This window comes from Enterobacter cloacae complex sp. 6730903 (genome assembly GCF_048283985.1).
In the GTDB taxonomy this organism is placed as follows: Bacteria; Pseudomonadota; Gammaproteobacteria; order Enterobacterales; family Enterobacteriaceae; genus Enterobacter; species Enterobacter hormaechei_C.
This window is the reverse complement of the sequence record NZ_JBLVXX010000062.1, coordinates 1-19,822: the sequence shown is the minus strand read 5'-3', so window position 1 is coordinate 19,822 and position 19,822 is coordinate 1. Positions and strand designations below refer to the sequence as shown.

Below are 19,822 nucleotides of genomic sequence, written 5' to 3'. Positions count from 1 at the left end.
TACAGCGATACACCTTGAGCGTGACAGTGACTGTGTGAACGTGATGATTACGAATACGATGTCCGGCCAGGTTCCCGCTAATCTGGAACGTTTGTTTGATCGGTTCTATCGAGCTGATTCATCAAGGGTCCACAACACGGAAGGCGCGGGGCTGGGATTATCAATTACAAGGTCGATCATTCATGCTCATGGCGGCGAGCTGTCAGCAGAACAGCAGGGGCGGGAAATTGTGTTCAGTGTGCGCCTGTTAATGGATTAATCCCGTTCTTCAGGAGAAACCTGGAAGGTGACAAAATTGTCATCATTCAGTCACGCGATAAACAGAGGCGGTTTTTTATAATCATACATAAATCAGGAGCAGAGTGATAACGCAATCGCCTGGTTCCTGGAGTGATGAATAACCCGCCCTGAGATCAAATGCTTTCTCTGTTATAAGCCGTTGATTGTTTGGGTATGAAAACACCGGAGACCCAACCATGAAAAAGATCCTTGTATCATTTGTTGCCATTATGGCTGTCGCTTCATCCGCCATGGCTGCAGAGACAATGAACATGCATGACCAGGTAAATAATGCCCAGGCACCCGCCCATCAGATGCAGTCAACCTCTGAAAAAAGCGCTGTTCAGGGAGACAGTATGACAATGATGGATATGAGCGGACACGATCAGGCTGCAATGTCCCATGAAATGATGCAAAACGGCAACGCTTCTGCCCACCAGGACATGGCGGAGATGCATAAAAAAATGATGAAAGGCAAACCAGGGGCCACCAACGAATCAGCAACGTCATTTTCAGAAATGAACGAGCATGAAAAAGCCGCTGTTGTGCACGAGAAGGCGAATAATGGTCAGTCTTCCGTTATTCATCAGCAGCAGGCTGAAAAGCATCGCAGCCAGATCACCCAGAATTAACCCGCAGCTCCACTTGTTAGACCCTCATTTGACGCCGAAGTCACTGGCTTACGCTCCCGTCCGGGAGCGTTTTTTTTATTCTTTCATTTATCATTGAGTCTTATGGGAATGGATTTAATCAGTTACTTAATCCCTGCCTCAGCAACAAGTCCCGGAAAGAGCAGCTTTATATTCCGGGTTTTTCTGCTCATAACCTCAACGGTGGCGCTTAGGATGTACTTTGTAAGTACCCAGAGTGTGTGTCATCAGTACCGGTGTTAATGCACCAGCCCATTCCAGCCATGTATACCCATGTAAATCCCAACAGCAGCAATCAGGGCGCTTGAAATATAGGGGGCTCTTCTGGCGATGGTATTGAAGCCACTCCAGCGTTTGGCGACCTGACGAACGCTGATCGCCGCACCCACTCCAACCGTTACGAGGGTCAATGCCAGGCCGATACTGAAACAAACAACCAGTGTGGCACCCAGCGTAAGCGCTTTAAGCTGAAGGCAGATCAACAATACAGTTATAGCTGCCGGGCAAGGGATAAGCCCTCCTGTCAGTCCAAATATCAGGATTTGCCCGTTGGTTACTTCTTTCCCGTCGAAGCGGCGTTTTATGTCATTGGCATGAGCCAGTTCGTGAGCGTCCTGATACTCTTTCGAATTCACATCCAGCCCATCAAGCTCAGAGTGGTCATGGTCATGGTCGTGTTCAGCGAACGCCACATCATAGTCATGGACATGACCACGATGTCCCAGAGACAGACGTACGTTGAAACTGTGAGGCTCAGGGATGGGAGATGTTGACTCCAGATAATCACCATGATCAACAAATTCAAAAGTCTGAGAGATCGTACTGTTTTCCCGAAGTGTGGTTAATGAGATATCTTCAGAAGCCCATCTTTGGCCACTAAGAGTGCGTAGCCGCCAGTGGGGAAGTTGTCCTTCTTCAAAAATGGACAGTTCAACTTTTCCATGGCCAGTATCGATCAACCTTGTTTCGTCATGGTGATGATGTTCATTCTCCTGCATTCCCTCCAGCCAGTTTTTCTCACCGCTCCAGGTTCGCCAGAACATCCAAAAAGCCGTACCAAGGATGATCACTGAAGAGACCATCTGTAGCCAGGGTTCGGCTGATTCTGCGGTAAATTTATTACTGATATACATCCCTCCAAAAGCAATCAGCCATACGACTGCAGTGTGCGACAATGTTGCCGCGACACCCAGCATCACGGCCTGACGTACGGTGCCTTTTATAGCAATGATGAATGCTGCCATCATTGTTTTGGAGTGCCCGGGCTCCAGTCCATGAAGCGCGCCAAGCAGAATGGCGCTGGGGATGAAAAACCATGCGTTGCCTTGCTGAAGAAGTGTCGTAAATTCGTTCATGAGAATCATTCTTGGTTATTAAGTGTAGGCCGGATTCTACTCCCCCCCAGTAAAATATACTACCCCCCAGTAGAATAACGCTGGTATAGTTACATAAAATATCCAGGAGAGTGAGAGCCCACATGTCACATACCATCCGCGATAAACAAAAACTGAAAGCACGTACAAGCAAGATCCAGGGGCAGGTTGCTGCGCTGAAAAAAATGCTTGATGAACCTCACGAATGTGCCGCTGTACTGCAACAAATAGCCGCCATACGTGGTGCCGTGAATGGTTTATTGCGTGAAGTGATTAAAGGACATTTGACTGAACATATTGTTCATGAAAGTGAAGAACAGAAACGAGAAGAAGACCTGGACGTTGTGCTGAAGGTTCTGGATTCTTACATCAAGTGACAGTTTGGCTAAAAGCCCTGAGCATTAATTTATCTAAATAACACGTTATCAAGTGACGGTTTTGGGCTGTTTGTAGCGGCATAGTGAGTTTGTTTAATCAATGAGCTTTAAGATGCCCCCCTTCATGCAAGGCAACGCGTACATTTCTGGTACATCTACTTCCCTTACTTTGCTCAGGGCAACCCACATTGTTAAAGCCTCTACTCGCTGACCATCAAAATCACCCAACGTCAGATAATGGAAAAAAATTTTGGATGACATTTTGAAACGTGTCCTCTGCTGTGAACGTCGAGAGATGCTACGCGAGAAAGGAGATGACCTACTTAGTATCCTGTTAAGTAGGTCTATCTGAAGAAGTAGACAACTTTAAAGTCTTTTTCATGTTAAAGGAGACAACTTTAATGTCTGTGTACACCTACCTTTGCTCAAATCAAAATGTTCTGACATACCAAAATGGAGTGTAAAATGACTCAAAACCAGGGTTCTGAGCCAGTACCGGCGAGCCGGACAGGGCAGCTCATCAGCGCCCGGGATATGGCCATGCAGAAATTCGAAGAAGGGATGCGGTTAATCTCGGAAGCGTCGGAACTGTGCGGTCTCTCTCTCTTCACCAGCAGAATTATGCAGCCCAACGCATTTGGTCTTCCGTCGTCACTGGATCGCACCATCGAGGAGGGGCGTAAGGAAATTGACCGTAAAACGTGGAAAAGGCTCTTTGAAGAAATAGGTATGGACCGGTACTGGAACCATAAGCAAAAAGAAGCCTTTAACGAATCCCTACGTACGGATCCGCCCGTCGCTTCCCTGGAGATTGTTAAGGGAACATTACAGCATGCACTGGCTAACAGACGAGACACGCTTGCAGAAGGTTTCGTTGATGTTCTCAACAAGCTTGACCGAAGTTTTAAAAGCAATGCACGGCAATATACAATGCCGAAAAAGCTTGTTCTTCGGGGGATTTTTCCTGGTGTGAACGTACTGAGGTACAACGGTTTCTCGCAGGACAATCACTTTTGTTTACGCGACTTTGAGAATATTGTATGCATCTGTTCTGATACTCCAACACCTGCAACCGGCGGTGGGCTGAGTATGGTCGACAGGCTGACGGCCATGAGAAATACAGATTTCACAGGCGAGGTCTGCGATGAGAATGGCTGGCGGTGTCGCCTGTTTGAGAATGGAAACGTTCATATTTGTATCGACAGTATCTCGCTTCTGAATGCTCTGAACGATCTTATCAGCATATATTTTGCAAACCAGCTTCCGGCCGCAGGAAAAAAATGATGATCGAAAACGATAAAGAAAAAAGCCTGAACGATGCTACCTCGCCAGAGGTGCAGAATGACATCCGCAGCGAATCCACAGAAAAATCAAAGGAAATGGGTCGTTCAAGGTACTCATCTATTGCGATGATCGATTACTTCAATGCAATCGAACGTCTGTGCGAAGAGAAAAAAATTAACCCGGAAAATATCGATCTGAGCTTCAAAGTTCACTGGCTCAGAAACGCTGTTGGCGGCTCGTTTGCAAGGTCACAGGAGATGTTCGCTGAGTACCAGAAGTATGTTAAAGAGGTTCCTGAAGAGGCCCGTTACCTGGATATACCCGATGAGGTGAAGGTTGCACTCGGCGATATTATCTCGTACATCACCTGGCACTACCGTAGAAGCTATACCGCAATACAGAGTGATAGTGTTAAAAAAGCTGAAGCACGTAGCATGCAGCTGGAGGAGGAGGTAACGCAGCTTTTACAGCGGCTTGAGCAAAGCGCTACCGATATGGATGAGCTGAAACTTGAGAATCAGGCGCTACAGGGTCGATTAGAGATCCGGGACAGTACCGTCAAGGAGTTAGAAACAAGGCTGAATGTTGCCGAAGCAGAACTCGAAACCTGCCATCACCAGTTAGATAGCACACGGCATGAATTAAGCCTCGCACAGCAGTCAAATGACTCACTCTCCCAGCAACTGGCTGAACGTAAAACAGAGATCGCTGGTCACCTTGAATATCAAAAAAAGCTGAACGAAGAGATCAACACTCAGCGTTCTGATAATGCCGGTCTTTCCAGACAATGCGACCAGTTAAGTCAGACTGTGTCAGATACAAAGGCAGAGAGGGACAGGTTTGAACAGGAATTGATTGCTGCACAGAACCTCTGTGCTGAGCTGAAAAGTGCACTGTCCGGGAAGGAGGGTGACCTGGTGGCGGTGAATGCCGAGCTTACTGAACTCCATAAACTAAACGAGTCGCTGAGCGCCGACCTGAAAAAAGTAACTTTGGTCAGCCAGGGCTATGAAGCGGAAGTGGCTGAACAAAGCAGTGAATTAAAAACGCTCCAGTCCAAAGTAATGAAGCTGGAAGCTACCCTGGAGGCAGAGAAAACAATCTCAGAATCCCTGAAAGGCACCATTGATACATTGACTGGTGCAATGGCAGGGGGAGGTACTGGAAAGTCAAAACAGCCGCGTAGTAGAAAAACATCATGATAAATGAAGCCAGGTTGATAGACTTCTCTGCATCCCCTGGCACAGTAGACCTTCTGCGGACATTCAGCCCGTCCGCAGGAGTTTTCGTCCTTCAGTCAACAAATGCACTACCTTTTTTGAGTCTCCACTTTCCAGTGCAGAAAACACGTTACCGATTTTACCAACAGCTTGTATCTGAGTGATAACCCCAGTCTTGTAATCATCAAGGATCCCTGACAGGAAAGCGTTCAGTTTTGTCTGTTCGCTTAGTGAAAGCATGTATGACATTTTTTCTCCATTTTAAGCAGGTGTGCCAGTTGAAAGAGGTTTACGTGATTCTGGAAAATGAGGCAGCACCATAGTTTCAGATGCTGTGGTCGCATCCCAGTGCCACCATCCATAAGGCCCATATTCACGGTTGTAATAATCTTTTTTGAGTTGCTTTCGGGCCAGATAAGCAGGAGTGGCCATACCAAATACTTCCATCGGGAACGGCTTATCGCTTTTTGTGTCGAGCAGGTAGAAGTCAGGGAACACCTCACTAATACTCGCATCATAACGCATGGGCTTAACGTACTGCCGGTGCTCTGCATCCAGCTTTTCTGCAACAACCGCCTCATAGGAGGAGTCCAGAGGTATCCAGTTCTCGCTAACGTGCATCAGCACAATTTGATGAGCTCTTACAGAAGGGCCTCTGCCGGTTACCGCAGCTGGTGACGTCAACGCAAAGACAACTATTTTCGCCCCGGATTTCCATGCTGCGTACTCCGATGAAAATCGTTTCTTTACGCTATCCCAATGGCCTTCTGAATTGAAAAAAATCAGCGGTAGCCCCCCAAAATTCCGCAGGGGTAAAAATTTAAGTGGCTTCTCATGCTTTTCAGCATCGTAGCGAGGTAAAACTGACAGGAGCATGAGACGTTTATCACTCATCGCCTGTGATGAAAGACGCTGAATTTGCGACTGAGCGACAGGTTGTTTCGGGTCAGGTACACCAATGAATAAATGGTCACCTATGCAGGCTCTGCCGGTACGAATTTGTTTAGCGGTTTCAAGCAGACGATACCGTACCAGTGAATCGTTACGTTTCCCTGCCATTTTCGGGTACCAGACATTCAGACCAGACTCTGTCCACAAAAGACTAAGCAAGCCCAGGAGGGTCATTGAGGCCTGACCTCCTTCTGGTCGCTGAACATGGGGCAGGGGAGGCACTTCTGATTTTTCAGGAGGATCTTTCTCTGTCATACCGATACCGAGCCTTACAGCCATATCACCTTCGGTTGTAATCCGGACCACACCACTCGCATATCCTTTCAGGCCGGTATGCCGGGCATCAAGGGAGAAGAATACACAGGAAGGATCATGCTCAATGCCCGTGTTAGCGGCTTTGACGAGAATAAAGGCATCACCGTTCGGTAAAGCACGAACATAAAGTCGCTTTTCTCCTTTTCCACGACATCCGCAGGTGATGACTGATTTTTGACCTGAGGTGTGGTGTGCCTTTTTAAGAGCCGACTGCCACCCTTTAGCAAACTCATCCTGCGTTTGAAAGTCAGGTGAGTACCTTTTGACGTTTGGATCGTCGTCGTAAGCAATCATCACTGCGAATTTTTGGCTCATAGTAGTCTCCTAAACAGGAAGTTTAATATCCCAACCAAAGCAACACTTCCTGAGCGTCATACTGTTCCTTTACGCCCATGTCGCTAAAGAATTCTTCGAAATCTGTTTCGGGAACGCAATGCCTGGACAGTTCTTGTAATGCTCGTTCTTTAGATACCGTCTCACCTTCAGCTGATTCGAAATACGTCATGGTTGACCTCTGACATTATTACAACAATCTTAAGCATTTAAATTGATGAAGGAGCTCAGGTCAGCTGACTTCGTCGTAAAACTGCCGCAAGCGCTGGGAGGCTGCAAATTCAATTCGAGACTTCAGCAGTTTGGCGACGGCCGCAAAGACATCAACGACCACGGAGTTCCCAAACTGTCTGTAAGCCTGTGTATTGGACACAGGGATACGGAAAACACTTTCCCCGGGTTTATCGAAGCCCATTAGCCTGCTGCATTCACGTGGCGTTAGCATGCGTGGCCGACGGTCCATGTTGTATGTGTTATGGAAATCAGTTTCTCCCAGCTCATGAGACCAGCCCCGATCAATAAGAATTTCAGATCCGTCTTTCATATAGCGGCTTGAGAGGGTTCTGGTGACACTATTAACATTGGAAGGATCTACTAGTCCAAAACCAAAACCATTGCCTTTTGCCGCATGTTTCTTTGCATAGTTGTATAAGTACTCCCAGAGTTTAGGGGAGAGGATGTATTTACTATCTACGCTCGGATCCAGTAAATCTGAGAGAGAAGGGCGCTTGTCCGGATAAAAGTCTTTAATATCTCTCAGAGTAAAACCGTCTTTCAGACGTAGGTCGCGGCGAAAACCAATAAGGACGATACGTTCACGGTGCTGGGGTCGGAAATGACGGCCATCGATGACTTTAGGATCATCCGCGCCCGTGCTTTCGCTGTTTGCGACGTCGTAGCCAAGCTCATCGAGCGTTTTCATGATGATGTTAAAGGTATTACCCTTATCGTGACTCTTCAGATTTTTTACGTTTTCCAGAACAAAAATTGCAGGTTGTTTTGCCCGGATGATCCTGGCCACATCAAAGAAGAGCGTACCCTGAGTGTCGCACTCGAAACCGTGTTTGCGACCCATAGAGTTCTTTTTACTGACACCGGCGATGCTGAATGGCTGGCATGGAAATCCCGCAAGAAGAACATCATGATCCGGGATAGAGGCATCGATAAATTTGTATGCCTCGTCATCAGTAACCTCGGGCCGGTTGCTAAGAGTGATGTCACGGATGTCTGAATTGAAGCGGTGCTCGTTCTCATCGCAATACCAGTTCGCCCGGTAAGTACGGCTGGAATAAGTATTCCATTCGCTCGTGAAAAGACATTTACCACCGATGGCATCAAATCCGCTTCGCAGTCCACCTATCCCTGCAAACAGATCGATAAAGCTAAAGTGCCTGTCCTCATAATCAGCAGGTCGTGAAGGTATTAAAGTCTGTAGATAGCGTCCATCTGCGATACTCAGATCACAATGCTCAGGTATGCATGTAACCTGACGTTTAAGGGATGCACGGGACCAATTACTGCCATTTTCATCATTTAATACCTGAGCCAGATATTTCAGGTCATAAATAGTCGAAGCTGTTAACAAAGTTTTGTGGATCAGAGATGGTGTTTTATCCACATCATTCAGGTCTGTCTCAAGATCATGAGTGTAACGTTTCATCCAAACTCTCTCAGGAATAATATCTTTGAGATAGATTAACACGCTTAATTTGGATTATTTTTTGGTTCAGGTTCTAAATTTATTGTGATTATTCTGCCTTTAAGTTGCAAAAAGATTGGTTTTAAGCCCGCCCATGAAATAATGACTTGTTAAAATACTGCCTGTAAATAGGCTTGTGGATACATGTCTGTACTCAACAAATTCAGGTGAAATGATGTTTTTTTTTACAAAGTTACTTTTGCCCATCATGATTGTTGTATTCCCAGTGGCGTCCTGGGGGAACTCAACAACTTTTGAGGCAAAGGTGGTTAAGATTGTTGACGGTGACACCATAACTGCGTTGGATGCTCAAAACACAACCATCAAAATACGGATGTATGGTATAGACGCTCCTGAATCTAAACAGGCTTTTGGCCAAAAAGCAAAACAGGCCTTAACCACAGCTATAGCAACTAAAATCGTTACCGTGATAGACCATGGTACGGATATCTATGGCCGTATGTTAGGTACCATCTGGTTAGATGGATATGATATCAATGCCTCTATGGTGGACAGTGGATATGCGTGGGTTTATCGGTTCGAAGATAACGCCATTGTCCCTGGCTATATCAAATATGAATCCGCAGCACAAAAGGAGGCAAAAGGGTTATGGGCAGACACCAACCCTGTCCCACCATGGCAGTGGAGACAGGCAAACGAAAAGCCCAGAAAGGTGAAAGGGAAGAAATAACCATGATGAAAGAGCCTCATCCGTTACTTCAGTTGGTACTAAACGATTCCGGTCGTCTAACCATGCCTGTTTATTATAGAGATCAACAGTATTGCCCGACTTGCCTTACAAAGGTGTTGAAGAGTGAGGATGGAAGTTTGGCGCACCTCGGGGAAATAAATCAAAATACATGTAGACCTTCTATTTCAGTAGTTGTGACAAAAGCAATTATTGAAATGTTATGTGACGGGGAAAAAATATTTGTAAATCCAATACGATACCGAGGCCGGGTGCTGGCACCCTCAGTAATTTTTTCTCCCGACACTCACACTTTCAAACCGTTTATAAATACAGACTATCAGCCTGTGGGAGCAAACTGGAAAAGTGAAAAGGGATATAAACTCGGTCTGTTTTATCTCAAAGATCGAGCCAACTCTATCAATAAAGAGGAATTTGATTTCATTGCCGTTATAGACCCTAAGGCAATGCAGAAAGAATTTATTTCGGCCTGGTCTGAGGTTGATGAAAAAAATCCATTGGAAACGCTGAAGCAGATCTTACGATCTAAAAACAACTCTTCTTTATGGGTAAAATGGCCTGGCAAAATTGAGCATGCGCAAAAAGGAAATTGCAACGAAAATTACTGATTCGATTATCAATCTGATAATCAGGAAGTGAACTGTACGGTCTCTGTTGTAGGTATCGAAGGTAACAGTTCCGGTGAGACAATTTATAGATTGCAAACTTTGCTAAAGCGTAAGCTCAATGAATATCAACTGGTTCGGTCTTTAGGGACTATTATGCTTCTTGATAATACCGGGAATATGATTCCATCAAACCATCCTTATTTTGAAGTCATCTCAAAAGCATGTATAAATGGAGTGCGTGACTTTGTTCGTCAAAACCCGTGGGTAGTCTGACGGTCAACTATAAAGCATAATATAATTAGTAATAACAAGGAACAGACATGAATGAAAACTCAGTAATCTTAATAAGTTTATTTTGGTTTTTTTTTGGATCGAGTGTTGTAGCTGGTTTTATGGATGCATCATTATATTGCTGGATTTTTGCAGCCATAAGCGCATTGTTTCTTCTTTCGGTGATACAAACACCAAAGGAGTTAACGGTATCTATTCTTCTTGCGGTACTTATGGCAAGCTCCGCAGGTGTTTTCATTCTGGCTTATAAAGTCAAAACGAATGTCGTTTCACCAATCTATCTCTTAAAAAAGCCTACTGCATACATGGCTGAAATAGATAACCGAAGGATTCATGGTTACTAAATATTTTGCAATTGCATCATTTGACGGTCCGGGTTTATTTACCCACAGCATCGACTAATTCAAGAGGTTACATATGATAGTTTCAGAAGCAATTTTTTATTCTTCTATTATTTCCTGGGTTCTTTATTGGTGGTTTATTGGAAATATTACTAAAAAGGTAGGGATGCTTGTTGTTCCACTCACGCTTACCTTCGGATGTTACATTTATGCAATTCATTTGGATGATTCCGAACAGCAAACCAATTTACGTTGGGAGCAGATCGGTTTTATTACCTTTATAATTGTGATAATGTGGGCAGGAAAGTTTGTGATGAAAAGACTATCTGAATGATGATCTAATCCACACTTTTCGATATCTTAGAAAAGTAACTTTGTGAGCAAACAGTCATATGACATGCAAAACGCTGATCTCAAAGACAGATGATGGATACACATTTAGCATTTCACCTTACGAAGACGGGTACCGCTTATCAGTCTCGCCTGAAAATCGTCACAATGGTACCCAAAGCTTTGACGGCTGGTTCCCACGTTTTTTTTCCGAACCACAGTATGCCAAATCATCTTTAACTAAGTTTCTCGGTGAGTCCTTAGTATGGGAAGAAGATTCAAGTAATGCTCTATGAGATTACTTATTATAAATTTTTCTATTAATCTCCATGGAGTGATATATGAATTTGGCCTATTTTTTATTTTTGTCTATAACTGTTATGCTTACGAGCTTTATTATTAAATCACTTGTCGTATTGGTAAAGTTCAAATTACTTCGTGATGAACGTCTCGAATATACCAGCAATAAAAATATTGATGAGATGTACGATTTAATGAATGCGAAGGAAGAAATCCTCATAAGGCATCATAAGCAGATGTTGGCATTGCATCTTTCACTATTAATATTCGTTCTATTTATTGCTTACATTTACTAAAAATAATTTTATTCAACATTTCAACAAAGGGTTTTCAATGGAAAGCTTCGAAACTGAACAAATGATTCAATATGCTTTCTACATAAATATCGTAATAACGACTGGTTTGGCATGGTTTTGCTTGCGGTCAGGATTGCATTACAATTTTTTCAGAAAAGCAGAGAGTGCCAGAACAAAAGGGCTGAGTAGTACCTCTACTGAACACGGTCCAGCAATTGTGAGAATAAAGAAGCTACAAGCATTAGTAGATTTTATTAGTAACTGTGCTTTTCTAATCCTTTCAATTGGCACAGCTTATATTTTGTATTTTTGGATCCACAGTTAACTCATACAAGGTAACTTCGGCAAATAACAACTTCTAATGCAGGACTTTAATAACTATAACGGATGCTACATGAAAAACGACAGTTTAATTACGCGGTATAAAATACTTAAAGGCGAACGCGATGAGTCTATCTTCACCATAATAATCGCGCTAGTAGTAAAGCTGGGGCTGGTAGCCCTGGCATTCTATCTGTTGCTTGGTTCCACGATTGATTGGTCAAGCTGGAAAACCTATGCCGCCATGTTGATCTTTGGAGCATTTCTCTAAAAGGATGACCACGGCAATACCAGGTCAGACAACAAGGTCGTTAGCATGATCGTTGGAAGCAACGGAAGCACCTTGAAAAAGGTCGGCAGCACTATAAAATCCATCAGCAATGCACACAAATAAACTACTGGTATCTTAAAATGAAAGTGAAAGAGTTGATCGCCATGCTGAACGAAAGAGACCCTGAGGCAATTGTTCTGATTTCCGGCTATGAAACGATCGGCGGCACGGAAGTCGCAGAAGCTGATTTGCTCATTGATATGCAGTCAATATGCTTAGAACAGGCTGATAATCTCACAGGAAACCGTAAAGTTGTTTCTTCCGGTGGTGAAGATTCAGTTTGGTTAGGCTGGAAAGATGATTACCGTACAAAGGTGTTTTTAGAAGATGCCCAAATTCCTGATCAAGATGAATGACGGTCAGCGTTGGCTTCAAAGGCAATCTATCAGTACGTGAAACGTAAATGTTAAAAAATAACCACATATGAATCAATAACTTATGTCAAAGCTAAGTAGAGATGTCCGGGGTGGGGCAAAGTTCAAATGTCCTTTGATAATATTGAATTCCTGGATAAAAATCGCATCTTAACCTCTTCGTTTGAGTACCTTGTTGGGTTGACCCCGTATTCGCTTTATTTGTAGTATTGGGCTGCTTTGAAGTGTTTCATGTTCAAACGCGACGTGTTCTGTAAGTTCTTCCTGACAACAGAGCCGACAATATATACACATCCGCTATGGAGAATCTGACAACCGCTATGCGTATTACGCCACCCTGAGTTTTTCCTTCCTCTGTCGTACTGAGCAAGCCTCAGCACGCACTCAATAACATCCCGTCTGCGGATGTGCTTTACCGTACGTAAAAATGTAGCCCTCCAGGGCTGACTGTATCTAAAAACTGAGAAATTACTATGTTGCTGTCCTCGACGCGTAAGGACTGGCTGGGTAACGTCCGTGGTGACGTTCTGGCCGGTATTGTTGTCGCGCTCGCACTCATTCCAGAAGCGATCGCCTTTTCCATTATCGCCGGTGTTGATCCCCAGGTGGGCCTCTACTCGGCGTTCTGTATTCCTCTCGTTATGGCCTTCTTTGGCGGACGTCCGGCGATGATTTCGTCCTCCACCGGTGCAATGGCTCTCCTGATGGTGACGCTGGTGAAAGATCATGGCTTACAGTATTTACTGGCTGCCTCCATACTGACCGGGGTATTCCAGCTGATAGCCGGATATCTGAAGCTTGGCGGGCTGATGCGTTTTGTTTCACGCTCAGTGGTCACGGGGTTTGTTAATGCACTGGCAATACTGATTTTTATGGCCCAGTTGCCTGAGCTGACCAATGTGACATGGCATGTTTATGCCATGACTGCGGCAGGGCTGGGGATCATCTATCTCTTCCCTTATATCAACAAAACCATTCCTTCACCGCTTGTGTGCATCGTGGTGCTGACTGGGATTGCCATGTGGCTGCATCTGGATGTGCGAACCGTCGGGGATATGGGGAAACTTCCCGACAGTCTGCCGGTCTTCCTGCTCCCGGACGTGCCTTTAAATCTTCAGACGCTGCTCATCATCCTGCCATATTCTGCGGGGCTTGCGGTGGTTGGCCTGCTTGAGTCGATGATGACCGCCACTATCGTGGATGACATGACCGACACGCCAAGCGACAAAAACAGGGAGTGCAAAGCTCAGGGCATCGCGAACATCTGCACATCCTTTATCGGAGGAATGGCAGGCTGCGCGATGATTGGGCAATCTGTTATCAACGTAAAATCCGGTGGACGCGGACGACTTTCAACCCTCACGGCGGGCGTGGTGCTGCTTTGCCTGATTGTGTTCCTGCGCAACTGGGTCTCCCAAATTCCGATGGCAGCGCTGGTCGCGGTGATGATTATGGTTTCCATCGGGACATTCTCCTGGCGCTCCATTGCCAACCTGCGGACACACCCCCTTTCAACCAGCGTGGTCATGCTTGCCACCGTCGCGGTTGTGGTGGCAACACATAATCTGGCCTTCGGTGTGCTGACCGGTGTACTGATTGCTTCGCTCAATTTTGCCACTAAAGTATCCCGGTTCATGCGTGTAACCTCAGTTCTGGAGGGGACGAGCCGGACGTATACCGTCACCGGCCAGGTATTCTTTGCATCAGCAGACCGCTTTACGAGCCACTTTGATTTCCGTGAAGCGATTGAGAATGTGGTGATAGACGTTTCACATGCCCATTTCTGGGACATCACGTCCGTCAGCGCCCTGGATAAGGTGGTCATTAAGTTCCGTAGAGAGGGCGCCGGGGTTGAAATACGTGGGATGAATGAAGCCACCCGCACCATCGTTGACCGGTTTGGTGTTCACGATAAACCTGAAGAAGTCGAAAAACTGATGGGCGGTCATTAACAGACTGGAGGGAAAACTATGAATAATACTGTTACAGCCTGTGTGGACGGTTCACTTTCAACGCGGTCAGTGTGTGAATATGCGGCGTGGGCAGCCCGCACTTTGCAATCACAGCTAGCACTGTTGCACGTTATCGAAAAAGACAGCACCCCGGTAGTGTCAGACCTGACCGGCACTCTCGGCATAGACAGTCAGCAATTGCTGACCGATGAGCTGGTAGAAATTGAAGGGCAACGTAATCGCCTGCTGATGGCCCAGGGGAAAGCAATACTGGAAAGTTGTGCTGAACTGCTTCAAAAACAGGGAAGCCCGGATGTGCTTTTGATGCAAAAACACGGTACACCGGATGAAGTTCTGGCAGAGCTGAGCGACCTTCGTCTCATGGTGCTGGGGCGTCGGGGTAGCCAGCATCCGGTAGGCTCTCATCTGGAAAGCGTTATTCGTCTGCAAAAGAAACCCCTACTGGTTGTTCCGGAGAACTACTCAGTGCCTTCCAGAGTCATGCTGGCTTATGATGGCAGTGAAGAAAGCAGGAGTAACCTGGAACGTCTGACGATGAGTCCCTTACTCAGGGGGCTGGAGTGCCACCTTGTCATGGTAAACGGTAAGAAGGAAGAGCTGCTGACCGCACAGCAAATTTTACGTGACGCGGATATAGAAAACAGCACAACACATCTTACCGGGCAATCAGTCGGGGACGCGCTTATTCGTTACGCCGAGGAAAATGCTGTCGATCTGATAGTGATGGGGGCCTACGGTCATTCCAGGTTGCGGCAGTTCTTTATCGGTAGTCATACCTCCGAAATGCTGCAAAAGACGCAACAACCGCTTCTTATCCTCCGTTAGCACTGATTATCTTAAATAAAAAAGGGCGAGTTCTCTCGCCCTTCGTCACAAGAACACGTTTAGTTCAGCCGGTTACCTTTTTCATCAACTACCTTCTCACCGTCCTCTTTCGTGAACGCGCTTTTCTGCGCATCGGGAAGAATATCCAGCACGACTTCAGAAGGGCGGCATAGCCGGGTACCCAGCGGCGTTACCACGATAGGGCGATTGATCAGAACAGGGTGCTGCAACATAAAATCGATTAACTGCTCGTCAGTAAAGCGGTCTTCCGCCAGCCCTAACGCTTCAAAAGGTTCGACATTCTTACGCAGCAGCGCTCGTACCGTGATCCCCATATCCGCAATGAGTTTTACCAGCTCAGCTCGTGATGGTGGGGTTTCAAGATAATGAATAACGGTCGGCTCTGTACCGCTGTTGCGGATCATTTCAAGGGTATTGCGTGACGTGCCGCAGGCCGGGTTGTGATAAATGGTAATGTTGCTCATATCAGTATCTCATTACAAAGTGAAAGACAGACGAAGCGCCAGTGCTGCAAGCGTGACAAACAGCACGGGGATTGTCATGACAATGCCCACCCGGAAGTAATATCCCCAGGTAATTTTGATATTTTTCTGCGACAGAACGTGCAGCCACAGTAACGTTGCCAGACTGCCGATAGGGGTAATTTTTGGCCCCAGGTCGCTGCCGATGACGTTGGCGTAAATCATCGCTTCTTTGATAACACCGGTCGCTGTGCTGCCATCAATCGACAGCGCCCCGACCAGCACGGTCGGCATATTGTTCATCACTGATGACAGGAAGGCCGTCAGGAAGCCCGTACCCAGCGTTGCCGCCCACAATCCCTGCTCTGCCAGCTGATTCAGCAAGGAAGAGAGATAGTGGGTCAGACCGGCATTTCGTAAGCCGTAGACCACCAGGTACATCCCCAGCGAGAAGATAACGATTTGCCAGGGCGCACCACGCAGCACCTTACCGGTGTTAATGGCATGCCCTTTTTTCGCAACAGCAAACAGAAGCAATGCACCAGCGGCTGCGACCAAACTGACCGGTACGCCCAGCGGCTCCAGTCCGAAGAATCCCACCAGAAGCAACACCAGAACCAGCCAGCCGGTTTTAAAGGTATTCACATCACGTATAGCGTCTTTCGGTTCTTTCAACAGAGAAACGTCGTAAACGGCGGGAATGTCCTTACGGAAAAACAGATGCAGCATCACCAGCGTAGCCGCAATCGCGGCCAGGTTAACCGGGACCATCACGGCGGCATATTCTGAGAAACCAAGCTTAAAGAAATCCGCCGAGACGATATTCACCAGGTTTGAGACAATCAGTGGCAGGCTTGCCGTGTCAGCGATAAACCCTGCGGCCATGATAAACGCTAAGGTTGCTCCCCGGCTGAATCCCAGCGCCAGCAGCATCGCGATAACGATAGGTGTCAGGATCAGTGCCGCACCGTCGTTGGCAAACAGTGCCGCAACCATCGCACCAAGCAGGACGATCCAGGTGAAGAGCAGCCGCCCCCGGCCATTCCCCCAACGGGCAACGTGCAGCGCGGCCCATTCAAAGAAGCCGGATTCGTCGAGCAGAAGACTGATGATGATCACGGCGATAAAGGTGGCGGTCGCATTCCACACTATCTGCCAGACCACCGGAATATCCCCCAGATGAACGACGCCAGTCAGCAATGCCAGAATTGCGCCCAGTGAGGCACTCCAGCCAATCCCCAGCCCTCTGGGTTGCCAGATAACCAGGACGAGCGTGAATAAAAAGATAGCACCAGCCAGTAACATCAGAAACTCCATTCACATTTGTTTATTCGGATATATATATCGCCATCAGCAGGAGACAGATGCCACGCTACTGAGCTTGTTGCGTATGTTTTCTCGTTCACAGTTCCAGGCTGTATCAATAATACCCGCAGCCCATGCTGGCATGTGTGGCGACAGTCGGTAATGCACCCATTTTCCTTCGCGACGGTCGATGACCAGCTCGGCTTCACGTAAAAGGGCCATATGGCGAGAAATTTTTGGCTGAGACTCTGCGGTTGCCGCACAGATGTCACAGACGCACATTTCACCGGACTCCCTGAGAAGCATCACGATAGTTGAACGGGTCTCGTCGGCGAGCAGTTTAAAAAGCTGAACAGGCTGTAGCATGCTTAACCTCGTAAAAAAATAACAATACATATGGTATTTCATATGTGATAACTTTTAAAGCATAGCTTATGAAATGGAGATTTTTTATGACCGACTTACCAGCAATCGAACCGGCTTATTTTGATGATGCGCTTGCCAGCAAACTTACGGGCAACAACGAAACCATGCCGCGAATTCTCATCCTGTACGGTTCAGTACGAGAGCGGTCCTACAGTCGTTTTGCAGCGGAAGAGGCCGGGCGGTTGCTGGCAAAGATGGGGGCTGAGGTGAAAATATTTAACCCATCCGGTCTGCCGTTACCCGATGATGCGCCCGAAAGTCACCCCAAAGTGCTTGAACTCCGCGAGCTGGTCAGGTGGTGTGACGGAATGGTCTGGAGTTCTCCGGAAAGACATGGCGCCATGAGCTCGGTGATGAAGGCCCAGATTGACTGGATACCCCTGAGTGAAGGTGCTGTTCGTCCTTCCCAGGGTAAAACGCTGGCCGTCATGCAGGTTTGTGGTGGTTCACAGTCGTTTAACACGGTCAATCAGATGCGGATACTTGGCCGCTGGATGCGGATGTTCACCATCCCCAATCAGTCGTCAGTGCCAAAGGCATGGCAGGAATTTGATGATGAAGGGCGCATGAAACCCTCACCCTGGTATGACAGGATTGTCGACGTTACCGAAGAGTTGTTCAAAATGACGTTACTCCTGAAAGGGCACACAGCCTACCTGTCCGACCGCTACAGCGAAAGGAAAGAGAGTCATCAGGAGCTCGCGGCACGGGTCAATCAGGCCAAAATCTGACAGCCAGGCATGCCCGGATGGATTACCGGGCTTTAAATCGGTTTCTTCCCAAATATCTCTTCAGAGCGTGACTGAAGTTTCACCAGGGCATTGAACATATCGTCCTGATCCAGGGAACGCTGGGATTTCTTCGTCGTGGGAGCTTTACGCCTGCGAGAAGGGCCGTCTCCGGATGGTACGGATTGCGACCGGTTATTATCCCGCTCGGCCTGGACCAGCTGCGCCATTTCCAGGGCCCGCCCCAGACGTTTGTTATCCACAATGGCCCCCTGATCGATTTCAGAAAGCTTGTCATAGGTGGAGTAGGGAAGTGATACGCCATTAAGCCGGAGCTCTTTATGTCCATCCGGGTAATGCCAGACATCGATGTATTTACCAATCGCCCGACGACTGAATTCGCTGTCTTCAATCAGATAAAGGACTTTGTCGTATTGCACTGTGAGTGATTTCGACACTTTACGAGCTTCACGCCAGTTAAATACCATATCAAGATCGTCATCGACATCCAGTTCCCGATGAACATCAAACGCCTGGCGAGGCGCTTTTGCGAAACGACGGTTGTAATCGTTCATGAACTCTTCGGCAAATGCGTTCGCAGCTTCCATGGAACTGATGCCCTGGAGCCTGAGCTCCTTGACCAGTCGGTCCTGAAGCGTCAGGTGCGCCCGTTCAACGCGGCCTTTGGCAGCACTGGTTTCTGCACAAATGGTCTGAATGTTCAGTTCATGCATCGCACGGCCAAACTGGGTATCGCCGTCGCCGCCGGTTGCATTTTTATTGTTGATCCTGAATACGCTGGCTTTGTCGCTGTACAGCGCAAGCGGTTTGCCATGTTTTTCAATATAGCCCCGGGTCGCTTCAAAATAGGTGAAAGTAGACTCAGATTTCACGAAAAGAAGCTGCATTAAACGACTGGTTGCGTCATCAACGTAAACCAGTGCCGTACACTTAGGTCCCCGATTTTCAAACCAGTGGTGGTCGCAGCCGTCGATTTGTATGAGTTCACCGGCACAGGCACGGCGGTAACGAGGTTGCTGAATTTTTGGCGCACGTTGCTTACGTGGGACCCACAGACTGGCCTGAGTCATCAGCTTACGGACGGTTTCTTTGGAAAGATGAACACCGTGCACCTCAGACAGTTTTTCACAGGCCAGCGTCGGACCGAAATCGTTATAGCGTTCGCGAATAATGTTCAGCGCGTATGCGGCCAGTCCCTGAGGCAACTGGTTGTTACTGGATTTACCACGACGGCGGCTGGTCATGCCAATCGGACCATCTTCACGATAACGCGCAAGCAGACGACGGCACTGACGGTCGGAGATACCAAGCCGCTGAGCTGCCATTTGTGTTGTCAGACGCCGGTCGATGACATCCTGAATGATTTTGAGTCGGTTAACTTCATCCAATGTGAAAAACTCCGCTGCGAGAGCCGTCATGGTAATCCTTACTTGATTATACACGCCGGACATCTTAACTTAGCCATTATCGGACATTACAACTTTGCTACTACAACTTATGTCAAGGCTCAATTGAAATGTCCGTTATCCAGCTCAATTAAAATGACCACTTTGATCTCTCATTCTCTTTACTGATAGACTTGGCTTTGTTGAATAAATCAGATTTCGGGTAAGTCTCCCCCGTAGCGGGTTGTGTTTTCAGGCAATACGCACGCTTTCAGGCATACCTGCTTTCGTCATT

Annotated in this window: 23 protein-coding genes and 1 pseudogene; 14 read left to right on the top strand and 10 right to left on the bottom strand. The window is 47.0% G+C overall.

Going from position 1 to position 19,822, the window contains the following annotated elements; genetic code table 11:
- Both ACNQ0W_RS23010 and ACNQ0W_RS23005 read left to right on the top strand, forming a co-directional pair.
- Positions 1–259, top strand: a 259-nt coding sequence (locus tag ACNQ0W_RS23010; RefSeq protein WP_257880005.1) for an ATP-binding protein, incomplete at its 5' end; no start/stop codon positions are given.
- A gap of 217 nt (positions 260–476) precedes the next feature.
- Complete coding sequence (locus tag ACNQ0W_RS23005; RefSeq protein WP_000723070.1) at positions 477–911, top strand: hypothetical protein; 435 nt, start codon at positions 477–479, stop codon at positions 909–911.
- A 257-nt stretch (positions 912–1,168) separates the two neighbouring features.
- Here the strand turns inward: ACNQ0W_RS23005 and ACNQ0W_RS23000 are convergent, their stop codons facing one another.
- Entirely contained in the window at positions 1,169–2,284 is a 1,116-nt protein-coding gene (locus ACNQ0W_RS23000; protein WP_001572377.1) for a nickel/cobalt efflux protein RcnA, read from the bottom strand.
- Positions 2,285–2,406: 122 nt separating this feature from the next.
- Between ACNQ0W_RS23000 and rcnR the strand changes: the two genes are divergently transcribed.
- A complete protein-coding gene (gene rcnR, locus ACNQ0W_RS22995) occupies positions 2,407–2,679 on the top strand; it encodes a Ni(II)/Co(II)-binding transcriptional repressor RcnR (RefSeq protein ID WP_000019951.1) in 273 nt (90 codons plus the stop codon).
- 93 nt (positions 2,680–2,772) lie between these two features.
- Here rcnR and ACNQ0W_RS22990 read toward each other — a convergent pair whose 3' ends face one another.
- Entirely contained in the window at positions 2,773–2,940 is a 168-nt protein-coding gene (locus ACNQ0W_RS22990) for a hypothetical protein (RefSeq protein ID WP_001572379.1), read from the bottom strand.
- Positions 2,941–3,144: 204 nt separating this feature from the next.
- Here ACNQ0W_RS22990 and ACNQ0W_RS22985 point away from each other — a divergent pair, with 204 nt between their 5' ends.
- Together ACNQ0W_RS22985 and ACNQ0W_RS22980 are read left to right on the top strand one after the other, a co-directional pair.
- Positions 3,145–3,963, top strand: a complete 819-nt coding sequence (locus ACNQ0W_RS22985) for a DUF4942 domain-containing protein (protein WP_000193207.1) — start codon at positions 3,145–3,147, stop codon at positions 3,961–3,963.
- Positions 3,960–5,165 carry a hypothetical protein gene (locus ACNQ0W_RS22980; RefSeq protein ID WP_001371952.1) on the top strand — a complete coding sequence of 402 codons (1,206 nt, stop codon included), beginning with the start codon at positions 3,960–3,962 and terminating at the stop codon, positions 5,163–5,165. Before ACNQ0W_RS22985 ends, ACNQ0W_RS22980 begins: the two co-directional genes overlap by 4 nt.
- 63 nt (positions 5,166–5,228) lie before the next feature.
- Here the strand turns inward: ACNQ0W_RS22980 and ACNQ0W_RS22975 are convergent, their stop codons facing one another.
- From ACNQ0W_RS22975 to ACNQ0W_RS22960, 4 genes are read right to left on the bottom strand one after another with little or no spacing between them, the layout of a single operon-like run.
- On the bottom strand, positions 5,229–5,432 hold the full coding sequence (locus tag ACNQ0W_RS22975) for a hypothetical protein (protein WP_000121164.1): 204 nt from the start codon (positions 5,430–5,432) through the stop codon (positions 5,229–5,231).
- Between the two features lie 12 nt (positions 5,433–5,444).
- On the bottom strand, positions 5,445–6,764 hold the full coding sequence (locus ACNQ0W_RS22970; protein WP_000078513.1) for a DUF1173 family protein: 1,320 nt from the start codon (positions 6,762–6,764) through the stop codon (positions 5,445–5,447).
- Positions 6,765–6,786: 22 nt separating this feature from the next.
- Complete coding sequence (locus ACNQ0W_RS22965; RefSeq protein ID WP_000220758.1) at positions 6,787–6,954, bottom strand: hypothetical protein; 168 nt, start codon at positions 6,952–6,954, stop codon at positions 6,787–6,789.
- Between the two features lie 60 nt (positions 6,955–7,014).
- Positions 7,015–8,442 (bottom strand): DNA cytosine methyltransferase, encoded by a 1,428-nt coding sequence (locus tag ACNQ0W_RS22960; RefSeq protein WP_000833380.1) that lies wholly within the window; start codon positions 8,440–8,442, stop codon positions 7,015–7,017.
- 214 nt (positions 8,443–8,656) lie between these two features.
- Between ACNQ0W_RS22960 and ACNQ0W_RS22955 the strand changes: the two genes are divergently transcribed.
- The 8 genes and pseudogenes from ACNQ0W_RS22955 (at position 8,657) to ACNQ0W_RS22920 (ending at position 15,180) form a co-directional block, all read left to right on the top strand.
- Complete coding sequence (locus tag ACNQ0W_RS22955) at positions 8,657–9,172, top strand: thermonuclease family protein (protein ID WP_000464825.1); 516 nt, start codon at positions 8,657–8,659, stop codon at positions 9,170–9,172.
- 2 nt (positions 9,173–9,174) lie between these two features.
- Positions 9,175–10,071: pseudogene (locus tag ACNQ0W_RS22950) on the top strand (hypothetical protein).
- 47 nt (positions 10,072–10,118) lie between these two features.
- On the top strand, positions 10,119–10,433 hold the full coding sequence (locus ACNQ0W_RS22945) for a hypothetical protein (RefSeq protein ID WP_001005009.1): 315 nt from the start codon (positions 10,119–10,121) through the stop codon (positions 10,431–10,433).
- 73 nt (positions 10,434–10,506) lie between these two features.
- Entirely contained in the window at positions 10,507–10,764 is a 258-nt protein-coding gene (locus tag ACNQ0W_RS22940) for a hypothetical protein (protein ID WP_000637193.1), read from the top strand.
- A gap of 986 nt (positions 10,765–11,750) precedes the next feature.
- Entirely contained in the window at positions 11,751–11,948 is a 198-nt protein-coding gene (locus ACNQ0W_RS22935; RefSeq protein ID WP_001371914.1) for a hypothetical protein, read from the top strand.
- A gap of 140 nt (positions 11,949–12,088) precedes the next feature.
- Entirely contained in the window at positions 12,089–12,364 is a 276-nt protein-coding gene (locus ACNQ0W_RS22930) for a hypothetical protein (protein ID WP_000864986.1), read from the top strand.
- A gap of 491 nt (positions 12,365–12,855) precedes the next feature.
- Positions 12,856–14,334, top strand: coding sequence for a SulP family inorganic anion transporter (locus ACNQ0W_RS22925; RefSeq protein WP_000927306.1), 1,479 nt, complete (start codon positions 12,856–12,858; stop codon positions 14,332–14,334).
- 18 nt (positions 14,335–14,352) lie between these two features.
- Entirely contained in the window at positions 14,353–15,180 is an 828-nt protein-coding gene (locus ACNQ0W_RS22920) for a universal stress protein (protein ID WP_001066652.1), read from the top strand.
- Positions 15,181–15,239: 59 nt separating this feature from the next.
- On the opposite strand, the gene arsC is transcribed toward ACNQ0W_RS22920, so the two are convergent.
- The 3 genes from arsC to ACNQ0W_RS22905 are packed head-to-tail and all read right to left on the bottom strand — an operon-like array spanning position 15,240 to position 17,333.
- Positions 15,240–15,665, bottom strand: coding sequence for a glutaredoxin-dependent arsenate reductase (arsC, locus tag ACNQ0W_RS22915; RefSeq protein WP_000065802.1), 426 nt, complete (start codon positions 15,663–15,665; stop codon positions 15,240–15,242).
- Between the two features lie 12 nt (positions 15,666–15,677).
- Positions 15,678–16,967, bottom strand: coding sequence for an arsenic transporter (locus ACNQ0W_RS22910; RefSeq protein ID WP_000922628.1), 1,290 nt, complete (start codon positions 16,965–16,967; stop codon positions 15,678–15,680).
- A 45-nt stretch (positions 16,968–17,012) separates the two neighbouring features.
- Positions 17,013–17,333, bottom strand: a complete 321-nt coding sequence (locus tag ACNQ0W_RS22905) for a transcriptional regulator (RefSeq protein ID WP_000941305.1) — start codon at positions 17,331–17,333, stop codon at positions 17,013–17,015.
- 86 nt (positions 17,334–17,419) lie between these two features.
- Between ACNQ0W_RS22905 and arsH the strand changes: the two genes are divergently transcribed.
- Entirely contained in the window at positions 17,420–18,124 is a 705-nt protein-coding gene (gene arsH / locus ACNQ0W_RS22900) for an arsenical resistance protein ArsH (RefSeq protein WP_000130816.1), read from the top strand.
- A gap of 32 nt (positions 18,125–18,156) precedes the next feature.
- On the opposite strand, the gene ACNQ0W_RS22895 is transcribed toward arsH, so the two are convergent.
- Positions 18,157–19,560, bottom strand: coding sequence for an ISNCY family transposase (locus tag ACNQ0W_RS22895; protein WP_000125668.1), 1,404 nt, complete (start codon positions 19,558–19,560; stop codon positions 18,157–18,159).
- Between the last annotated feature and the right edge of the window lie 262 nt (positions 19,561–19,822).

Excerpts from the sequence above, each read along its gene's own strand:
- rcnR (WP_000019951.1), top strand. The coding sequence starts at position 2,407 with ATGTCACATACCATCCGCGATAAACAAAAACTGAAAGCACGTACAAGC.
- ACNQ0W_RS22980 (WP_001371952.1), top strand. The coding sequence starts at position 3,960 with ATGATGATCGAAAACGATAAAGAAAAAAGCCTGAACGATGCTACCTCG.
- ACNQ0W_RS23000 (WP_001572377.1), bottom strand. The coding sequence starts at position 2,284 with ATGAACGAATTTACGACACTTCTTCAGCAAGGCAACGCATGGTTTTTC.
- ACNQ0W_RS22970 (WP_000078513.1), bottom strand. The coding sequence starts at position 6,764 with ATGAGCCAAAAATTCGCAGTGATGATTGCTTACGACGACGATCCAAAC.
- ACNQ0W_RS22975 (WP_000121164.1), bottom strand. The coding sequence starts at position 5,432 with ATGTCATACATGCTTTCACTAAGCGAACAGACAAAACTGAACGCTTTC.
- ACNQ0W_RS22955 (WP_000464825.1), top strand. The coding sequence starts at position 8,657 with ATGTTTTTTTTTACAAAGTTACTTTTGCCCATCATGATTGTTGTATTC.
- ACNQ0W_RS22940 (WP_000637193.1), top strand. The coding sequence starts at position 10,507 with ATGATAGTTTCAGAAGCAATTTTTTATTCTTCTATTATTTCCTGGGTT.
- ACNQ0W_RS22960 (WP_000833380.1), bottom strand. The coding sequence starts at position 8,442 with ATGAAACGTTACACTCATGATCTTGAGACAGACCTGAATGATGTGGAT.
- ACNQ0W_RS22895 (WP_000125668.1), bottom strand. The coding sequence starts at position 19,560 with ATGACGGCTCTCGCAGCGGAGTTTTTCACATTGGATGAAGTTAACCGA.
- ACNQ0W_RS22920 (WP_001066652.1), top strand. The coding sequence starts at position 14,353 with ATGAATAATACTGTTACAGCCTGTGTGGACGGTTCACTTTCAACGCGG.
- ACNQ0W_RS22935 (WP_001371914.1), top strand. The coding sequence starts at position 11,751 with ATGAAAAACGACAGTTTAATTACGCGGTATAAAATACTTAAAGGCGAA.
- ACNQ0W_RS22930 (WP_000864986.1), top strand. The coding sequence starts at position 12,089 with ATGAAAGTGAAAGAGTTGATCGCCATGCTGAACGAAAGAGACCCTGAG.
- ACNQ0W_RS23005 (WP_000723070.1), top strand. The coding sequence starts at position 477 with ATGAAAAAGATCCTTGTATCATTTGTTGCCATTATGGCTGTCGCTTCA.
- ACNQ0W_RS22965 (WP_000220758.1), bottom strand. The coding sequence starts at position 6,954 with ATGACGTATTTCGAATCAGCTGAAGGTGAGACGGTATCTAAAGAACGA.
- ACNQ0W_RS22945 (WP_001005009.1), top strand. The coding sequence starts at position 10,119 with ATGAATGAAAACTCAGTAATCTTAATAAGTTTATTTTGGTTTTTTTTT.
- ACNQ0W_RS22905 (WP_000941305.1), bottom strand. The coding sequence starts at position 17,333 with ATGCTACAGCCTGTTCAGCTTTTTAAACTGCTCGCCGACGAGACCCGT.
- ACNQ0W_RS22985 (WP_000193207.1), top strand. The coding sequence starts at position 3,145 with ATGACTCAAAACCAGGGTTCTGAGCCAGTACCGGCGAGCCGGACAGGG.
- ACNQ0W_RS22925 (WP_000927306.1), top strand. The coding sequence starts at position 12,856 with ATGTTGCTGTCCTCGACGCGTAAGGACTGGCTGGGTAACGTCCGTGGT.
- arsC (WP_000065802.1), bottom strand. The coding sequence starts at position 15,665 with ATGAGCAACATTACCATTTATCACAACCCGGCCTGCGGCACGTCACGC.
- arsH (WP_000130816.1), top strand. The coding sequence starts at position 17,420 with ATGACCGACTTACCAGCAATCGAACCGGCTTATTTTGATGATGCGCTT.
- ACNQ0W_RS22990 (WP_001572379.1), bottom strand. The coding sequence starts at position 2,940 with ATGTCATCCAAAATTTTTTTCCATTATCTGACGTTGGGTGATTTTGAT.
- ACNQ0W_RS22910 (WP_000922628.1), bottom strand. The coding sequence starts at position 16,967 with ATGTTACTGGCTGGTGCTATCTTTTTATTCACGCTCGTCCTGGTTATC.